An 18,315-nucleotide genomic window follows, 5' to 3' on the forward strand; every position below is an offset into this window, starting at 1 on the left:
CTTTCACCTCAGTTTAATAATTACGAAAGCGCCCATCCCTGATTAGGAAGGACGCTTTTTCTGTTCGCTAACCTTTATTTGGCTAGTTTGTCTAGTAATAATTCTTTCGCTTTCAATAACTGCGGATCATCTTCTTCGATTTTAGTCCGTAACTTTTCCATCAGGCCAACAGTAGAATCGCCGGCAAGAATTCCCGAAGGTTCAATATCGAGATCTTTTTGTAATTCGATTACAGCCTCTTCGGTCTCTTTATCGAATAACCCGTCTACCTCACCAGGATTATAACCAACCGCTTTCAGCATTTCTTCGGCAGTTTTAACCGTTGAAGATAGCAAGCCTTCTTTCATTTCATCACTTGGATTTAAATACGGCAACATCGCATATGAAGGATAAGAAACTTCAAAGTCCGGCTTTATGCCTTTTTCATGAATCCAATTACCATCCGGCGTGAGCCATTTCGCCGTTGTGATTTTAAGATTTGATCCATCATCTAAATCTTTCGGGGATTGAACAGTTCCCTTACCAAATGTTGTAACGCCAACTAGCGGAATTCCTGAAGACTCGCTTAATGCGGCCGCAAGAATTTCAGAAGCCGATGCACTGCCATCATCAATTAAAACTGAAACAGGCACCTTAACTTTTCGACCGTTAGTTGCTTGATAAACTTCAGCATTTTTACCTTTTTCTTTTGATTGCAGTAAGTTTTTACCCTTTTCTACAAATAAATCCGAAATTTCTAATGCGCCATTAAGTATTCCACCTGGATTTTGACGAACATCGACCACCAAACCTGCCATTCCGTCTTTCTCCATACTATCAAGGGCTGTCAGCAACTCTTTATACGTGCCCATTGAAAAGCTTGTAATTCTTACATACCCTATTTTATCGGAATCCATTTCATAATAAACCGTTTCAATCGGAATGACGTCACGAATAATTTTAACTTCAATTGGTTCATCCGTTCCTGCTCGGTTTACTGTGAGTGTAACTGGAGTTCCCTTTTCACCTCGTATAAGTAGCACTGCTTCTGATGAAGACATACCTTGAATGCTTTTACCATCAACTGCAGTAATCATATCTTTAGGTAACAAACCAGCTCGTTCTGCAGGAGAATTTTTAATTGGGGAAACAACAGCTATATATCCGTCCTGTTCCTGGATTTCTGCCCCGATTCCTTCAAAACTTGAAGAAATGCTTTCATTCAATTGACGAGCTTCATCTTCATTCAAATAATCTGAGTAGGGATCACCTAGTGCGTCGACCATCCCATTAATCGCGCCATCAATTACCTCAGACTCATCTATATCCTGAAAGTAATCATTTTTCAAGTTGTCGTAGGCTTCATACAATTTGTTGAATTCTTGTCTATCTGTACCTTGTTGCGGCGGCTTGACAACTTCGACAACCTTATCATCGCCAACGGTCAAAATGAAAAACGTGATTCCGGCGGTAATCAGAATCAGGCTAAAAATAAGCATTACGAAGGAAAATGGTTTTAATTGAATCGAACGAGTTCCCGGCTTGTCAGGAACAGGTGCAAACTCGGAATCATTTTCATCATCGTTATGATTTTTATACTCTTTCTCTTTTTCGTCCATCCTATTCCCCCACTTTCCCAAAAAGTGAAATGCAAATAAGTTAAAAAGACCGCATTCAAATGAGCGGTCTTTATCAACTTACTTTTGTATAGCAGCATCCAACGCGACAACAATCATATCATTGAATGTTAGTTGACGTTCTTCAGCAGATGTAACTTCACCCGTTAAAATATGATCACTTACCGTAAGAATCGTAAGCGCTTTTCGGCCGAATTTAGCGGCTAGTGTATAAAGCGCCGATGCTTCCATTTCTACTGCAAGAACCCCGTATTGGGCTAGTTGTTCATGATTTGAAAACTCATTATAAAATAGATCTTCCGTGAATACATTCCCGACACGTAAATTTAAACCTTTTTCAACACCCGCATTATAAGCTTTCGTTAAAAGGTCAAAATTAGCAATCGGAGCGAACTTAATTTTGTCGAAAATAATGTCATTCATATTTGAGTTTGATGTCGCGCCTTGAGCAATGATGACATCTCGGAGTTTCACATCTTTTTGGATGGCTCCGCATGTCCCGACACGTATTAAATTTTGAACGTTGTATTCTTGCATGAGTTCTGTAACGTAAATTGAGATAGAAGGCACGCCCATACCAGTTCCTTGAACGGAAATTCGTTCCCCTTTATAGGTTCCCGTATAACCAAACATATTTCGAACATCGTTATATTGTGTAACATCTTCTAAAAACGTATCCGCGATATATTTGGCACGAAGTGGATCACCTGGTAATAAAACGGTTTCAGCAATTGCGCCTTTTTCAGCATTAATATGTATACTCATTAATTTTTTCCCTCACTTTCAAATTCTCTTGTTTAATCATACAATTATTGGTCGCTAGATGCAAAGAAGTATATAGTCATTCTTCCTTCATAGTTTGCACTTAAACAGATGGATTAACCCGGTCTATATAAACATTATATATTTCATCAAAGACGATTGGACGCATTTCTTCATCGGCTTTTTCTTCGATATACCGAGATAGTGGGTCGTATTTAGTTTCTTCTTTAGGAAAGCTCAGGTCATTAAACATGCCTTCTGCGAAAACGGCTTTCTCATCATTTTTCCCGCCGCCGCGATACGATAATGCAAACTGATAAAATGTTCGATTCATGTCTTAAACTCCTTATAGTTACGATTGAAATAATTTACTATACTCTCCGTAGCCTTCCTTTTCCAAGTCAGTTAGCGGAACAAATCGCATTGCTGCTGAGTTGATGCAGTAACGAAGCCCGTCTGGTCCTGGACCATCAGGAAAAACATGCCCCAAATGAGAGTCGGCCGTTTTACTTCTTACTTCAGTTCGTCGCATGCCATGACTATCATCAAAGTGCTCGCTTACCTCTTGTTCCTCAATGGGTTTTGTAAAGCTTGGCCATCCACAACCAGCATCATATTTGTCTTTGGAGCTGAACAAGGGTTTTCCGGAAACAATGTCAACGTAAATTCCTTCTTCATAATGATTATCGTATTCATTGCGGAAAGGCTGTTCCGTTCCGTTTTCTTGAGTTACATGATATTGAATATCGGTCAATCTCTTCTTTAAATCCTCACTCATTAATCTTCCCTCCAATGATCACTCTTAAATTGTTCTCTACCTGATCCAATTGAATATCTTTTATAATGCGCCGGATTTTTCAAGTAATAATTTTGATGGCCTTCCTCGGCAGGATAAAAAGTTTTTGCAGGTAAAATCTTTGTGGCAATATGCTTGTCGAACTTCCCTGATGCTTCAAGTTCCTTTTTTGATTCCTCGGCGAGAAGTCTTTGTTCTTCAGAGTGTGTAAATATCACGGTTTCATAGGATTCGCCGCGGTCAAAAAATTGTCCGCCCGAATCGGTTGGATCGATTTGGCGCCAAAAGATCGATAATAATTCTTCATAGGAGATGAGATCCTTATTAAACTTTATTTGTACTGCTTCACGGTGGCCGGTTGTATTTGTACAAACGAGTTCATACGACGGGTTTTCTACATCGCCACCTGTATAGCCAGAAATTACGGATTCGACCCCTTCGTACCGGTCAAAAGGTTTGACCATGCACCAAAAACAACCACCCGCGAATGTTGCAAAAGCTTCGGACATGCAATTACCTCCCTTCATTTAGGAATCGTTATTTCAAGAATAATTTCATCTTTGTCAAGATTAAATTCTTTCGCCCGCACTTGTAAGTCGCCTGAAATAGGCAATGCTCTTAAATCTATAAATAATTCTTCTTCTTTTGGACGTACAATCATCCATGGCGGCAAGTCGACTGAGTCTTTCAGAATCTTCAATACCGTTGCTGGTTGTATATTATACGTCCCAATTTCAAGTTTCGACTGTTTCAACGTTAGATTACCATCCTCACGAACAACTGGATCAAAATACATTTTAACAGGAAGCTTGTAGGAGAAAACAGTAAGTTCCGATAGCAGAATGATATCATCCTCAACCTTCATCGTTACCGGAAGTGGCTCCTTATTTATCGCTTTTTGTATATACGTATTAGCAATGCCTTCAAAATCTTTTTTCGTAGCCCTAACCGTTAAGTAGTTTGCTGCTTGAAATGTATCATCCGCCTCTGGAATGGGCGCGGAGTCTTCGTGAGTCCCAAGTAGAATAAATAAATACACAACTGTCGCAATGATAATACCGGCTAGTCCAAAAAATGCGATTTTCCAAAGATTCATTATATCAGCTCCCTACATGTCCAATTCCCCATCCGATAGTTGGAATAACCCGCATTCATCAATTTTTTCGAGAAAACGATTTGTCATTTCCTCGTATCCTTTTGCATTCGGGTGGAAGAAATCGGTATGGTAAACCATATTCGAATTAGAATTGAACAAATCAGTTACAGGTACGAAGCATGATTTTTCATCCAACTCGGTCTGAACTTCAATTGCATCGTTCCAATCGTTTAGTATTTCCTCAAAACCGGTTTCTTCATCCGTCACAATTGTAAATGGGTTATATAACCCGCCTACAATAATAATGGCATCTGAATTTAATGTTCTAATAATCGTAAATATTTCATTTAAACGACTGGTAAACTGTTCGAGTTCATCGTAGAAAGCTTCCTTTTTTAAATTGAATAAATCCCTTTTCACAACTTTCATTATGTCATTGCCGCCTATTGTAAATACAACAAAATCTGCATTTTTTATAGAGTTTCGCGTTTTCGGCTCTTCAAGTTGCTTTAAAAGTCGATCGCTTCTTCGGCCGCTTACCGCCAAATTCGTTACTTCGACTTCTTCAACACCTTGCCACTCAGTCATTGCATTGGTTAATCGTGCAAAATAACCGCCTCTTTTGAACTCATCACCAAGACCCACTGTCAAAGAATCGCCAAGTCCTACAATATTGATATCTTTTAAAATGAACGTCCCCGGAATGTTCCACTCGTCAAACTCGGTATTCATTCTTTCCGCGATAGGTTCGGTTGAAATGAACAAAGGTGATTTACAACCAGAAATGAATAATGAGAAGACCAATGACAGTATAATAATCCTTCTCATGCGTATAGTTCCCCATTTCTTAATTAAAGAGTCACTTCTTAATCATAATAATACATGAAACCAATTGCGCCTTCACCAGTATGTGTACTGATTACTGGCGTCGTAAACGTTAGCCGGACATCTTTAATCCCAGTATCTTCAATCAGCTTTTTCAAAGGTTCGGCCATTACTAAGCTATTGGCATGAGAAATCCCGACACTCCGAATTATTTTGCCAGCCGTTTCTTCAGTAAATACTTTAAACAAATGAGAAATGACTTGGCGATGACTTCTTACTTGCGCCACAGGCGTATACACGCCATTTTGCAAAGTGGCGATCGGTTTGATTTTTAATAATGAACCAATTAGTCCTCGACCCCGACCGATGCGTCCGCCTTTCACTAGATTATCTAATTTATCCACAACAACAAAAAGTGTCGTCTGTTTACGAACTTGTTCAACCCTTGCTACAATTTCTTCCATACTCTTTCCTTTAGCGGCCATTTTCGCGGCTTCTAATACTTGAAAAGATAATGCGTGTGAAATAAACATAGAATCGATTACAGTCACTTTAGCTTCTGACATTTCAGCTGCTGCTTCTGCCGACCTGACCGTTCCGCTCATGCCGCCAGTCATATGAATCGATAGTATTTCGCATCCATCTTCTCCTAGACGTTCATAAAGATCTTTAAAAACTCCGACAGCAGGTTGTGAACTTTTTGGAAGTTCATTTGCGTTTTCCATTAATCCTAAAAAATCTTCAGGGTCTAAATTAACGCCATCAATATATGAATCATTATCAATTTGAATGGTTAATGGCACGACATGGATTCCATATTTTAAAATCTCTTCTTCTGTTAAATCAGCAGTAGAGTCCGTCACAATATGAATTTTCTTCATAAAAACGCCGCCTCTTTCTAAATAGTAATAGTTCGAGTAATACTATCAATAATATTTTAGTAGTCTACTATTTCTTATGCGAAAATTGCTTCATCGTATGACCAATTTTTATTTTTTATCAAAAATTTGGTATACAAATGACGTCCCGTTCTTTGATATGATTTCTTCGGAATTGGACTTCAAGACCCACTCATCTTCATAAGATGGGAAAAAAGTATCGCCTTCGAATTCTTCTCGAATTAATGTAATGTAAAGCCGGTCTGCAATATTCATTACCATATTAAAGATTTCAGCGCCGCCTATAATCATTACCTCCGGTGCATACGCTTTTGCCTTTTCAATACCCTCATTCAAATCATTGACCACGACAACGCCTTCAGCCGTATAGTTCGGATCTCTCGTAACAACAATGCTTAATCTTCCCGGCAACGGTCTTCCTATAGACTCATACGTTTTTCTGCCCATAACCATCGCTTTACCCATCGTCATTTTTTTGAAATACGCCAAGTCTTCCGGCAAATGCCAAGGTAATTCATTATCTTTTCCAATCACCAGGTTGGGATCATGCGCAACTATTAACGAAATCATATCAATTTCTCCTTCCTTAAACTGCAATGGGCGCTTTTATTCTCGGATGCGGATCATAATTCTCAATTTCAATATCTGTTGTTTCCAATTCGAATATCGTTTTATCTTTTGCATTTATTTTTAATGTTGGAAGTTCTCTCGGATTGCGTGAAAGTTGTTCTTTAACTTGTTCAATATGATTCGAATAAATATGAGCATCGCCAAGCGTGTGTATAAATTCTCCAACACCAAGTCCGCATTCTTTTGCAATTAAATGAACGAGTAATGCATAGGAAGCAATATTGAACGGCACACCTAAGAAGATATCTGCACTGCGTTGATATAATTGGCAAGAAAGTTTACCATCAGAAACATAAAATTGGAAAAGTGCATGACAAGGCGGCAAAGCCATGTCTTCTACTTCAGATGGGTTCCAAGCAGTCACTATATGACGTCGTGAATCCGGATTGTTTTTTAATCCTTCAATTAGATTCGCGATTTGATCGATTGAACCCTCTCCTGTTGACCAAGAACGCCATTGTTTCCCGTAAACCGGCCCAAGATCACCGTATTTTTCCGCGAATTCAACATCTTCTGTAACACGCTTTTTAAATGCATTCATTTCTTCTTTATAAACTTCTGCGAACTCGGGATCCTTTGTTGCCCTAAGTCCGAAATCTGTCATATCCGGTCCTTTATACTCTTCACTTTTTACCCATTGTTCAAACGCCCACTCATCCCAAATTGGATTCTTTTCATTAATAAGCGTTCGGACATTTGTATCTCCTTTTAAAAACCATAATAATTCCGAAGTGATTAATCGGAACGCAGTTCTTTTAGTCGTCAATAGCGGAAATCCTTCGTTCAAATCGAACCTCATTTGATAGCCAAAAGTGCTATAAGTACCTGTACCTGTACGATCTTCTTTTTTTGTTCCATTCGTCAATACATATTCACAAAGCTCTAAATATTGTCTCATGTTGCATCCTGCTACTAAAAACATAGATAAACGTGTAAGTTTCTCTACGCTAGACGCTTTCCTGCTTCCTCGTACCCCGACTTGCCACTTACTTGCTACTACGGTTGGTTTAGCACTCCACAGGCGTAAATTCGGATGTAGCCCACCCTATCAACACGCGGTTATCATTCTGTTATAACCGTGTATTCTTTCGTATATTTTAGATTTAAACTGGCATTGAAATCCCGATTCATTTCTAAACCGCAATTTTCACAAGTGAAAATACGATCAGCGAGTGATAAGGACACATTCTTATTGTTACAGCCCGAACAATTTTTAGAAGATGGGTACCATCTGTCAACAAGACGAACCTTGATCCCAATTTCTAAGCATTTTGCGACTAGCAATTCTCTGAATTGCTTAAAGTTTTGCTTTGCAATTGTTCTGGCAAGATGGCGATTTCCCATCATGCCTTTGACGTTCAAATCTTCGATTGCGATATAGGCTGGTTTGGTTTTCACCAACACACTTACAACATATCGAATATATTCTTTGCGGATATTGGCTAGTCTAGCGTGCAGTATTTGAACAACCAATAGTTGTTTTTGCCTGTTTTTAGCGCAGAATTCACCTTCCTTTCGATTTTTATTTTGATTATAACTTCTACTTAATTTACGTTGATGTCTCTTCAATTGTTTTTCCAACTTAATAATTCGTACTTGCTTGTTAATATTTTCAAATACAAGATGATTACTGCAAACCGCGAACTCTTTCAGGCCAAGGTCTACGCCGATTCCGTCAGTTACGTTTTCGTATTTCGCATTCCGTTTTTCAACGTCACATAAAACAGAGATAAAATACCGCCCCGCCTTTTGTGACAATGTACAATTTATCACAATTGCATTCGTTGGAATATAACCAAATTCCTTTAAACGTAACCATCCAAAGGTCGGAATTTTAACTCGATGACGTTCAACCGTGAGGTCTGAAGCATTATTTTTCGGAAAATATGCTTTGACATCTTGCTTGCTCTTCTTTTTGAAACGAGGAAACTTTGCCAACCCATTAAAAAAGTTTTTATAGGCACTATCACCGTTCATAATGGCTTGTTTTACTGCTTTACTGGAAACATCTTTAATCCATTGGTCGGTTTGTTTCGTATGAACATTATTCAACCATTTTGAAAAGGCAAACCCGGATAAATGCTTTTTTGTTTCTTTGTAGTGGTTTTGAGCAGTCACCAGATAGAGGTTATAGACATATCGACAGACTCCGATGGTTTGGTTCGCTTTTTGTTGTTGATCTTGAGTGAGGAGAACTTCAGTTTTAAAGGTTCTTTTCAAAACATGTATCCTCCTCATTTTTTATTTTTACTCAACCCATCAATACAGCAGCTAAAGACGTGAATAATAATCAAAACCAAATCTTTAAAAACTTTCGTTGCGGGGACTACATTTCGATAACCACAACAAGTAGTTTTACCAATTTTTCACTAAAAATGAATCAAAACAATCTCAAAACTGACAATGCAAATATGATTATCAACTAACTTCTAACAGTCAAACATAGTATACCAATAACAGCAGTTAGACACCAAAAAAACACACCGCTTAAACGGTTTATGATAACCATTTTGGCGGCGTGTCTTTTGACCAGTAAATATCTCCAATTGTGTAATGTGAATTAAATCCATCCTCAACAACATGGTAATGGAAATTAAAGTAGTAACCATCTTGCGGGCGCTTATCCGTTCTTACGTGAAAACGAATGAGATCTTTTTGACTATCTTTGTCGTACACGTGAAAAATCTTCTCGGAGTAATTCCCTCCAGGTCTTTCGCTAATCGAAAGTCTTCGGTGTTCATTTTCCGTGTTTACTGTCATTCGAATCGCTTCATCAATTTTCGGGAAAATGACTTGATCAAATTCATCTGAAATGACTGGTCCGATTTTTGTGCCAAACTTTTCATAAGCTAGTGTCTTTGCAGAATCAATGAAAGATTCTTCTATTGATTCAACAACTTGGGTAGGCGGTTCTGCCAAGGCGATTCGATAATCAGAATCATTGGATGGTCCTTCTTCATGTTTTGAATCACTTTTTTCTTGAAAGTTACTCCAAATATCATGAGCTGGTGTAATTACACCGAATGTAAGAAGAGCAACGGCGATTATAAGTGATTTTTGCAACCATTTCATCAACGTTTTCACCTACAATTGTGTCGATTTTTTAATTCTCATCCATAAGAATAGACGAAACAATATTGTAAAGGTTTCTTCTTTCTCTCTTTCATTGTACAATAGAACTAGAGAAATGTAAGCCCTTTTTTTGAAGGAGGTTTTTTACTGATGAATGTTGAGCTACTTATGGGAATCGGAATGCTCGGATTAGTGATTTATCTGAGCTCCCTAAATTTCACGCATTAAAAACAAAAGCGTAAGGCGCCGTTTAGCCCCGACAGGCATAAGCAATCAGGCGACGTGGCGTACTTTGCTGGGGAAGAATGCAGTTCAATTCTTCCTTTATAGCCTGATTGCTTATGACCCGAGGGGCTGGCGCCTGGAGCTAGACGTAAAAAAATGTCCCGCTATGCAATTAATTGGCATAGCGGGACATTTTTTAATTTTTTGTATGAAACCCAAAATGAAACTTCGTGTTTAATCGAATTTGCGTGTTTAAATTAAACTGTTCAAATACTTGTGACTGATAATGGTCTTTTACAACAACACGGCGTTTGCAAACACGTTCCGCCTCCCGCATCCATTCATCGGTCAGCATCCCTTGCAACCCGACTTGACGTAATGGCGCGAAATTCGTCGATTCATTAATCGGCGAGCTGAACATGGGATCTATATAGATGACATCCCAACTTTCATCCGGTTGACTTTGTAAAAAAGTAACTGCGTCCTGTGAAATTACTTGAATACGCCTCATCGCATTTGTTAATTCTTCAGAGCCAAGTGTATATGAACGCAATCCTTCCGATGTAATAAAAGCAATATCAACATCACCTTCAACGCCAAGAACTTTGCCGCCCTCTTTTGTGATGAAAGATGCGAGAATGCTGTCCGATGCCAGACCAAGCGTACAATCCAAAAAAGAATCGCCAGGCTGTAATTGTGTCGCCTCAATAAATGGATCCTTTTCGCCATTCATCAAACGTTTCAGCCGAAACGCAGCGGTATCCGGATGAAAGAAAAACGGCTTGTCCATTCCGATCCGATATAACTCATATCGATTGGCGCTAGCCACGAGTACGGCACTGTCATATTCCTCTTGCATGCGTGTAATCGAACGTTTAGCACGATCCACGAATTTATAGCCCAATGAATCTACCGCAAGAGAAGCATTCGTAAATGATTTCTCATTGGGTCTTCCGTTTGTCGTTATGATGGTTTTCATTGAACAATGAATTGTTCAAGCACTTCTGTTAGTTGAGTTTTAATGGTTTCCATTTGCGAGATTTCAATTTGCTCTCTCGGAATAAAATACGCGAGTGCGCCGTCTTTCCACAGCGCAATTGAAGGTGAACTTGGTGGAACTTCAGGAAAATATTCTCTCATCTTTTCGGTAGCTTCCCTATCTTGTCCTGCAAACACTGTGAATAAGTGATCGGGTTTGAATTGCACCTCGTTTAATGCTTCCCTGACTGCTGGACGAGCTTGTCCTGCTGCACAACCACAGATGGAGTTTACGACAATTAAAGCTGTCCCTTCTAGGTTGCCCATTGTTTCTTGAACATCTTCCTCCGTCGTCAATTCTTTAAAACCAACTTGCACCAAGTCTTCTCTCATCTGTTTATAAATGCTTTGCATATGTTGATCGTACGCGTTCATGTTTATGTCCCCCTCCGTTTATATTCATTCGATAAATAAAATCCACATTTCACATTTCATTCTACCTCGTAAAGAAAGTTTTTTCATTCATATGCGTTTACAGACTTGCTTTTTTTGTACGTTTATCTTTTTCTGGCCGTTATTTACTGCTTCCTCAACTTTAGCTTGTGTCAGTGGACCAACATAACCGTCTACGGCTAGTCCATTTTCTTTTTGAAAGGCTTTAACTGCCGCTAATACGGCTGGCCCAAAACTATTATCGACAACAAGCTTATTTCCGAGCTTGTTCAGGTCTTTCTGTAAGGTTCCGATAGCAGGGCCAATATCTCCGTATTTATAAACCTTCCTATCAGATGAACCGCCTTCTTGTAATTTAAATTTATAAAAAATTGCGAGCCCTTCTGCAATGGCTTCCCCTTGTTCTTTTAATTTCTGATTATCAAGTAATACTTTTATATCGGTTGTTGAATCCATGAATCCGCCTTCTACAAGAATCGCTGGCATTTTTGATTCACGAAGCATATGCAAGTTTAACATTTTTTTACCCCGATCACGCAACCCCATTGTTTTTACCACAAGCGGGTGAACAAGAGCGGCCATGTCCTGCGAGTTTTGACTTGCTCCAGGCAAAGTGTATGTTTCAACCCCTCCATGCGGACCCCATGCGCCTAAATATGCATTGTGATGTATCGAAACAAGTACATCTGCATTCCACGCATTGGCCCGGTCGGTTCGTGTCTTTAGCAGAACGTCGACGGCTCCGGTTGGATCATCCAAACGGAGGAGTTGAACATTTTGAAAGGTGTTAAGTCTGCTGATCGCGGCAAGCGCCACTTTATTATTGAACGTCCATTCACGTTCTCCAGAAGGGGCGCGCTTTCCAGGGGTATTCAATCCATGACCTGCATCAATTGCGATTTTTATCAAATTCCTCATCTCCTATATTATTTGGAGCACCCTTTTTCAAGTACTCTTTACAATATATGTAGGTTTTTTCCACTGAATAGTGGACTAGAGACGTGATGTTTAACTAATCAACCATCGATGGAGGACAACATATAATAAACCAATTGCATCAGAGTCAGTTAGGGTGCCGTCGTGAATATCTTTCAACCATTTTTCTGGGATGATTCCTTTCCTATTTGATTCAAGATGTCGCAATATCGTTGTTGCGGCTGAAACAAGTTCTGTAGAAGCCGTTTTTTGCGGATCAACTTTAGTTTTCCATTGGCTAGGTAACAGATTTATATATGCAGCAAGTCCTTCAGCAATCGCCTCACCTTCTGCCTTCAAATAGTTTTGATTGCATAATTTTATTATGTCAACTATCGAACTCGAAAATCCCGCACCTGTAAATATTGCAGGAAACTCTGTATCACGGAATACGTGAAAACTTGTTTGTTTTAAGCCCCCCTCCCTATCCGCCATAGCCTTCACAATTCTAGGAGTAAAAGCGGTGGTGATATCTTTCGGTTTCAAATTTGCTCCGTGATGAATCGATACATATACATCAGCATTCCATTCATTTGCTCTCTTGGCGCGTTCCTTCAATGAAACTACAGTTTTACCGGATGGGTCATCAACACGTAATATTTCAACATCTTTATAAGTTTTTAATTTCCCGATTGTCGCTTGAACGACCATATTATTACAATTCCACTCTTCATCATTTTCAGATGTGCACTTCAAACCATGGACCGCGTCAATCACAATTTTAATCATAAAAAAACTCCTTTACGCGAATGAAAATTATAAAATCTTCAATCACTTTTATATCTATCTTATTCATATAACTTGAACTTAAAAAGGCAGTAGTCCCTTTACGTCGAATTATATTTTTTATGAACATAAAAACTGTTATCTAATTGAATTAAAATCAATAGATAACAGTTTTCATTCAGTTTATTTAGAAGATGTAAAACGGCTTAAAAACTCCTTTAGTCGATCACTCTCGGGATTTCCAATAATTTCAGTTGGTGTTCCCTCCGCTTCTATTACACCTTCATTTAAAAATAATACCCGATCGGCTATATCTAACGCAAAATCCATTTCATGTGTCACAAGGACCATCGCCATATCGCCGTCCTCGGCTAGATCCCGGATGACTTCAAGAACTTCACCTACCAATTCGGGGTCAAGTGCAGAGGTTACTTCGTCAAAAAGCATGATTTTGGGTTGCATAACCAATGCCCTAGCCATGGCAACTCGCTGCTTTTGTCCACCAGATAACTGACTGGGATAAAGGTCTACTTTATTGCCTAGGCCTACTTTTTCCAACATTTCTAACGATTTCTTTTTAGCTGATTCTTTACCTTCCTTTTTCACATGAATTGGAGCCGTCATGCAATTCTCCAAAACTGTCATATGAGGAAATAAGTTGAAGTGTTGAAAGACCATGCCGATGTCGCCGCGAATACTTTGAAGATACTTCTCGTTTGCTGGAACAAGTTCATTATCTTTCTTCATATGCCATAAATTATTCCCGTCAACTTCAATCATTCCGGATGTTGGTTGCTCAAGTGTCATTAACATACGAATAATCGTCGTTTTACCAGACCCGCTCGGTCCAATGAGCGCAACTTTTTCTGCCGGTGCAATATCTAAATCGATGCCCTTCAGAACTTTAATGTCGCCAAATGATTTGTGTACATTGTGATATTTTGCAATAGGTTTTCCCATTTTCTTTCTCCTTATTATTCTGTGACATGGTTTTTATCAAATCGTCTATTATATTTCACTTCTAACTTTTTTATCAATATTGCAGACGGATAACTTAATAACAAGAAAAACAAAGCTACCACTGTTAACGGTTCAACAAATTTGAAATATTGAGAGCCATAATCGTTCGCTAAATGAAGCATAGCCACAACGCCAATTGTTGAAGCCAATGGAACTTCTTTAAACATAATAATCAAATAGTTTCCTAACATTGGAATTGTTGGCGGGATTGCTTGCGGCAAAATTATTTTCAACCACTTCTGTTTTGTTGATAAATTTAATGCGGTAGCAGCTTCCCATTGGCCTTCATCTACAGATTCGATACCTGAACGATAAACTTCGGATAAGTAAACACTAAAATGGATTCCAAGTCCTAATATTGTTGCAGTAAATGGATCCAACGTAACGCCTACAACCGGAATGACAGGCCAAGCAAAATAAATAAAGAATAATTGAACAAGCGGCGGTGTTGACCGGATAAACTCCGCGACCCATCTGACGACCCAACGAACTGTTTTTGATGGGATTCTGCTCATTAATGTCCAAAAGAATCCGAATATCACTGCAAAAAGATAGCAGGCAATTGTTAAACCAAGTGTAATCCACATTCCTTTGAATATTAGTGGAATTACATCAAAAAATACTGTCCAACTCCATGTCATCCTGTTGCAACCCCTTTCTTAGATGCAGCTTCCATTTTGCGCGTGAAGAAAATTAATGGAAGTGCAAGAATAAAGTAGAAGAGGAGTATGATTATATACACAAGTGGCGTCTCTGATAAATGTGTACTTTTGTAGATGTTACCGTAGTATAAAATATCAGTTAAGCCAATTAATGAGACAAGTGATGTCGCTTTCAATATTTGTATTAAATAATTTCCATACTCGGGAAGCATCATTCGAATCGCTTGTGGCAAAATAACATGCCTCATTCTTTGGTACTTTGACATATTCAAAGCGATAGATGCTTCTGTCTGTCCGACAGCTATTGAATTAATGGAACCACGAACAATTTCTGACATATAGGCACCATAATTTAATGAAATCGCTAAGACACCTGCCCATATATCACTGCCGAGATGAATGTTGAACAAGCCTGGTAATGCATATGAAAACCAGAACAATTGAACGATCAATGACGTCCCTCGGAAAATTTCTACATAAAATCCGGTAAACTTATTGACCAATAACTTGCTTGATGTTCTAGAAAGTCCTGCTATAAATGCAATAATTGTCGAGCAAATAATTGATAACACTAAAACAATAAGTGTTACCTGTATTCCTCTTAGTAACGTAGTTGAAATATCAATGATTGAACTCATAAAAACTTCCCCTTTTTTGGAATAGAGAAAAGGGCCATACCTAAAAAGGCGTGACCCTTCCAAACGTACTCAATTAGTAATTCTCTCCACTACAAATACTAGCAGTCGTTAAATCAAGATCAACAAGGTTCATCTCTTCACTAAATCCTGAGATTTCTATAAGCGGACCAATTTCGCCGTTCTCTTTTAACTTCGCTAATTCTTCATTATATGCTTCTCTAAATTCTTTATCGTCGATACGAAAGGCTGCAGCCCCGAAACTAGGATTCCCCTCAATTTCAGGTTGTTGGAAATCGTTAACAAACTCAAGCTTTTCATTATTTGATGATTCCAATGCCATCTTAATCGTCATTTCAGTACCAGTTGTCGCATGTGCTCTACCAGACTCGACAGCTGAAAATGATGCTGGGATATCTGGAACTCTCATAATTTGGCTGTCATCGACACCTTCACGTATTAAAAAGTCAATTTCAGTTGCACCGCTCATCACTGCAATTTTAATATCAGGATTTGCTGCTACATCTTTATAACTATGAAGATCCATAGGATTGCTAGACTGAACGATTAACCCCTCACCATATTGGATTTCAGGCTCACCAAAAGCAACGTTTTCACATCGGTCTGGCGTGATTGCCATGCCCGCGGTAATCACATCAAATTTCCCTGCTGTTAAACCTGGGACAAGGTTACCAAACTCGGAAAGCTGTCCTTCTACTTTTTCGATGCCTAGATTATTTAGAACTGTTTTTGCAATTTCAACAGCTGCACCTTTTAATTCTCCGTCTTCTTCATAAGCGTATGGTTTTTCGTTTGCAAAACCAACTTTTATTTCCCCTTTTTCTTGTAGTTCTTCTAAAAGGCTCTTCCCTCCAGATGAATTTTTTTCATCCGATCCGCAAGCTCCGATTAGTAATACTACCGCCATGACCGTAAACAACAATGAAATTTTCCTCACAATTTTCCCCCTAATCTTATTCAACAGAAATGATTTTGTTGACAGTTAAAACGTAACATACCTAATTTTAAACTTCAAACTGATTTCCCTAAATATACGAGGATTTCAAAATTGTCAATGTTATTCAACCATGCATAGTGATAGGGCTCCTTGGACTTTCAAAAATAAATAAAAAAAGATTAAATTTGTTTAAAAATAAATGGAAAATACAAATTTAAATTACATTTATAAATAACCGCTTATTTTTTATTTAACACGACTTTCGGCGGAATTACATTAAATATTTCCGTTATCTTAGTGTTTTATATTATAAAGATGATGTTTTATGACATTCCATAACTTCACTGGAATTTTAATACATCAATGAATATCATTAACATTTCCAGTTATTATTTACCATTTATAAGTTTAATATATATGTGTACGAATTATGAACAATATTTCGATTTCTGATTTCAAATGAAACTATGTAAACACTATCTCATTAATTGTATAAAAAATAAAAAGCGTTAAATAAATGTGAATTTCTTCACATTTATTTAACGCTAAAATCATTATTATGATATATTAATTTATCGACTGAAATAATTAGTCCATTCGTGCTTCAGTCATTTGTCGCCATACAGAGCCTTGTGCTTCTTCTCCCTCAGCAATTCGCGCTATCGCCATTCGAATTTGAAGTTTCACTTCGAATTCAGGGTCGTTCTCCGCTTCTTTTAATGCCGGTAGTGCTTTTTCAGTTCCCGTTTCATAGAGGAACATAGCCGCGCGCCAGCGGACAAGCTTATTGCGGTCTGTAAGAAGACGAATTGCAGCATCTTCAAACCCTTCAAAACCGAGATCGCTCATGCAGTCCCCTGCAGTACGTCTTACCGCCCAGCTTTTATCTCTTAACGCTTTCTCGACATATGGAATGACAGCTGTATCTTCTATCATTCCAAGATAAACTGTGGCAAGTCTGCGAATCGACATTTTTTCATCATCAAGTGCAAAGTTAAGAAGCGTCGCATCCGACATATCCGGATCTGGCATTTGATCAAGCAACTGGAAACGTTTTTCCCATTCATCGACAGCAAATTCCTCAAGCGTAACTTTTCTTCCGCGTTGAACGGCGTCCCCTTGCCCTTCTAATGATTGACGGATAATTTCTTGTAAACGTTCGTCTGGATAAGCCGCCTCAACTTCTTGCAAAACAATTTCGCCAATCTCTGACTTTTCACCATAACGAATCCCGTAATCTGCCCATTTCCTGAGTAAAATATAATTCTCTACTTCGGCACCGTGCACTTCATCCATCGCCTTAAGGAATCGTTCACTCAGGCCGAAACGCTCTTCTGATTCGCTATCGAACACCTTCACTTGTAGCGGTATGTCTTTATACGTTTGGACATGGACGTAGACTTCGCCGTAGCTGTCGTCTGCCTCTTCTTCGACTGGAGTCTCATTATCGTTCGTTTCCTCATTGATGACTTTCTGAATATCAGCAAGAATTGTTTCCCATGCCACGTTTCCCGCACGTTCTACCGCCATAAAGTTCATCACGTGATAAATACCGCGAACTCCATTAATGGCTAACAACGCCGACATTGGATGGGATGCTGTTTCTGCATCGCTTTTTTTATAGTTAAAACTAGTGCCTGCAGGTAATTCCGTATTAAGTACTATTTTCATTGAATTAGGACTTGGTGTTGGTTCAACTGTAACAATTTTCAATTCATTCGCCCCCTTATTTCTTCGGAATGATAGCTTCTACATCGGCAAGAATTGTTTCCCATTCGATACTAGGGTCTTTCTCGATGGCCATGAAATTCATTACATGGTAAATGCCGTTAATTCCGTCTACTTTTAAAAGTGAAGCTGCTGGTTCGGATGCTGTCTCCGCATCGCTTTTTCTGTAATTATGACTCGTCCCGTCAGGTAATTGAGTGTCAAAAACCACTCTCATTGAATTTGGATTCGGCGTTGCTTCGATTGATATTATTTTCAT

General features: G+C 38.7%; 22 protein-coding genes. All 22 read right to left on the reverse strand.

All coding sequences use genetic code 11. The features are described from left to right. Positions 1 to 74 precede the first annotated feature (74 nt). A complete protein-coding gene (locus JSQ81_RS02015) occupies positions 75 to 1,598 on the reverse strand; it encodes a lmo1851 family serine protease (RefSeq protein ID WP_212606076.1) in 1,524 nt (507 codons plus the stop codon). Positions 1,599 to 1,676: 78 nt separating this feature from the next. Then, positions 1,677 to 2,381: a purine-nucleoside phosphorylase gene (deoD, locus tag JSQ81_RS02020; protein WP_212606077.1), complete on the reverse strand. Its 705-nt coding sequence runs from the start codon at positions 2,379 to 2,381 to the stop codon at positions 1,677 to 1,679. Between the two features lie 100 nt (positions 2,382 to 2,481). Further along, the gene (locus tag JSQ81_RS02025) at positions 2,482 to 2,712 is read right to left on the reverse strand and encodes a YozE family protein (protein ID WP_212606078.1); all 231 of its coding nucleotides are present in this window, start codon (positions 2,710 to 2,712) and stop codon (positions 2,482 to 2,484) included. 18 nt (positions 2,713 to 2,730) lie between these two features. Further along, positions 2,731 to 3,156 carry a peptide-methionine (R)-S-oxide reductase MsrB gene (msrB, locus tag JSQ81_RS02030; protein ID WP_212606079.1) on the reverse strand — a complete coding sequence of 142 codons (426 nt, stop codon included), beginning with the start codon at positions 3,154 to 3,156 and terminating at the stop codon, positions 2,731 to 2,733. Next, positions 3,156 to 3,683, reverse strand: coding sequence for a peptide-methionine (S)-S-oxide reductase MsrA (msrA, locus tag JSQ81_RS02035; protein WP_212606080.1), 528 nt, complete (start codon positions 3,681 to 3,683; stop codon positions 3,156 to 3,158). Before msrA ends, msrB begins: the two co-directional genes overlap by 1 nt. Before the next feature lie 14 nt (positions 3,684 to 3,697). Continuing rightward, positions 3,698 to 4,270 carry a YpmS family protein gene (locus tag JSQ81_RS02040; RefSeq protein WP_212606081.1) on the reverse strand — a complete coding sequence of 191 codons (573 nt, stop codon included), beginning with the start codon at positions 4,268 to 4,270 and terminating at the stop codon, positions 3,698 to 3,700. 12 nt (positions 4,271 to 4,282) lie between these two features. Next, complete coding sequence (locus JSQ81_RS02045; protein WP_212606082.1) at positions 4,283 to 5,098, reverse strand: GDSL-type esterase/lipase family protein; 816 nt, start codon at positions 5,096 to 5,098, stop codon at positions 4,283 to 4,285. Positions 5,099 to 5,136: 38 nt separating this feature from the next. Further along, on the reverse strand, positions 5,137 to 5,976 hold the full coding sequence (locus tag JSQ81_RS02050) for a DegV family protein (RefSeq protein WP_212606083.1): 840 nt from the start codon (positions 5,974 to 5,976) through the stop codon (positions 5,137 to 5,139). 108 nt (positions 5,977 to 6,084) lie between these two features. Continuing rightward, a complete protein-coding gene (locus tag JSQ81_RS02055) occupies positions 6,085 to 6,564 on the reverse strand; it encodes a dihydrofolate reductase (RefSeq protein ID WP_212606084.1) in 480 nt (159 codons plus the stop codon). 16 nt (positions 6,565 to 6,580) lie between these two features. Beyond that, positions 6,581 to 7,522, reverse strand: coding sequence for a thymidylate synthase (locus tag JSQ81_RS02060; protein WP_212606085.1), 942 nt, complete (start codon positions 7,520 to 7,522; stop codon positions 6,581 to 6,583). Positions 7,523 to 7,686: 164 nt separating this feature from the next. Continuing rightward, positions 7,687 to 8,844: an RNA-guided endonuclease InsQ/TnpB family protein gene (locus tag JSQ81_RS02065; RefSeq protein WP_212606086.1), complete on the reverse strand. Its 1,158-nt coding sequence runs from the start codon at positions 8,842 to 8,844 to the stop codon at positions 7,687 to 7,689. A 276-nt stretch (positions 8,845 to 9,120) separates the two neighbouring features. Next, positions 9,121 to 9,696 carry a YpjP family protein gene (locus tag JSQ81_RS02070; RefSeq protein WP_371812496.1) on the reverse strand — a complete coding sequence of 192 codons (576 nt, stop codon included), beginning with the start codon at positions 9,694 to 9,696 and terminating at the stop codon, positions 9,121 to 9,123. A gap of 421 nt (positions 9,697 to 10,117) precedes the next feature. Beyond that, the gene (locus JSQ81_RS02075; RefSeq protein ID WP_212606088.1) at positions 10,118 to 10,900 is read right to left on the reverse strand and encodes a class I SAM-dependent methyltransferase; all 783 of its coding nucleotides are present in this window, start codon (positions 10,898 to 10,900) and stop codon (positions 10,118 to 10,120) included. Next, positions 10,897 to 11,334, reverse strand: coding sequence for a BrxA/BrxB family bacilliredoxin (locus JSQ81_RS02080; RefSeq protein WP_305849476.1), 438 nt, complete (start codon positions 11,332 to 11,334; stop codon positions 10,897 to 10,899). The genes JSQ81_RS02075 and JSQ81_RS02080 overlap by 4 nt, the downstream gene beginning before the upstream one ends. 87 nt (positions 11,335 to 11,421) lie before the next feature. Further along, positions 11,422 to 12,261 (reverse strand): N-acetylmuramoyl-L-alanine amidase, encoded by an 840-nt coding sequence (locus JSQ81_RS02085; protein ID WP_212606089.1) that lies wholly within the window; start codon positions 12,259 to 12,261, stop codon positions 11,422 to 11,424. Between the two features lie 99 nt (positions 12,262 to 12,360). Beyond that, positions 12,361 to 13,056, reverse strand: coding sequence for an N-acetylmuramoyl-L-alanine amidase family protein (locus tag JSQ81_RS02090; protein ID WP_212606090.1), 696 nt, complete (start codon positions 13,054 to 13,056; stop codon positions 12,361 to 12,363). 180 nt (positions 13,057 to 13,236) lie between these two features. Then, on the reverse strand, positions 13,237 to 14,013 hold the full coding sequence (ehuA, locus tag JSQ81_RS02095; RefSeq protein WP_212606091.1) for an ectoine/hydroxyectoine ABC transporter ATP-binding protein EhuA: 777 nt from the start codon (positions 14,011 to 14,013) through the stop codon (positions 13,237 to 13,239). 14 nt (positions 14,014 to 14,027) lie between these two features. Continuing rightward, positions 14,028 to 14,714 carry an ectoine/hydroxyectoine ABC transporter permease subunit EhuD gene (gene ehuD / locus JSQ81_RS02100; RefSeq protein ID WP_212606092.1) on the reverse strand — a complete coding sequence of 229 codons (687 nt, stop codon included), beginning with the start codon at positions 14,712 to 14,714 and terminating at the stop codon, positions 14,028 to 14,030. Continuing rightward, the gene (locus JSQ81_RS02105; protein WP_212606093.1) at positions 14,711 to 15,373 is read right to left on the reverse strand and encodes an amino acid ABC transporter permease; all 663 of its coding nucleotides are present in this window, start codon (positions 15,371 to 15,373) and stop codon (positions 14,711 to 14,713) included. Before JSQ81_RS02105 ends, ehuD begins: the two co-directional genes overlap by 4 nt. A 73-nt stretch (positions 15,374 to 15,446) precedes the next feature. Next, positions 15,447 to 16,328 (reverse strand): ectoine/hydroxyectoine ABC transporter substrate-binding protein EhuB, encoded by an 882-nt coding sequence (gene ehuB / locus JSQ81_RS02110; protein WP_212606094.1) that lies wholly within the window; start codon positions 16,326 to 16,328, stop codon positions 15,447 to 15,449. A gap of 588 nt (positions 16,329 to 16,916) precedes the next feature. Continuing rightward, positions 16,917 to 18,041, reverse strand: a complete 1,125-nt coding sequence (locus tag JSQ81_RS02115) for a virulence factor (RefSeq protein WP_212606095.1) — start codon at positions 18,039 to 18,041, stop codon at positions 16,917 to 16,919. Between the two features lie 13 nt (positions 18,042 to 18,054). Beyond that, positions 18,055 to 18,315 carry a NifU N-terminal domain-containing protein gene (locus JSQ81_RS02120; protein ID WP_212606096.1) on the reverse strand — a complete coding sequence of 87 codons (261 nt, stop codon included), beginning with the start codon at positions 18,313 to 18,315 and terminating at the stop codon, positions 18,055 to 18,057.

Source organism: Sporosarcina sp. Marseille-Q4063 (genome assembly GCF_018309085.1).
Classification (GTDB): domain Bacteria; phylum Bacillota; class Bacilli; order Bacillales_A; family Planococcaceae; genus Sporosarcina.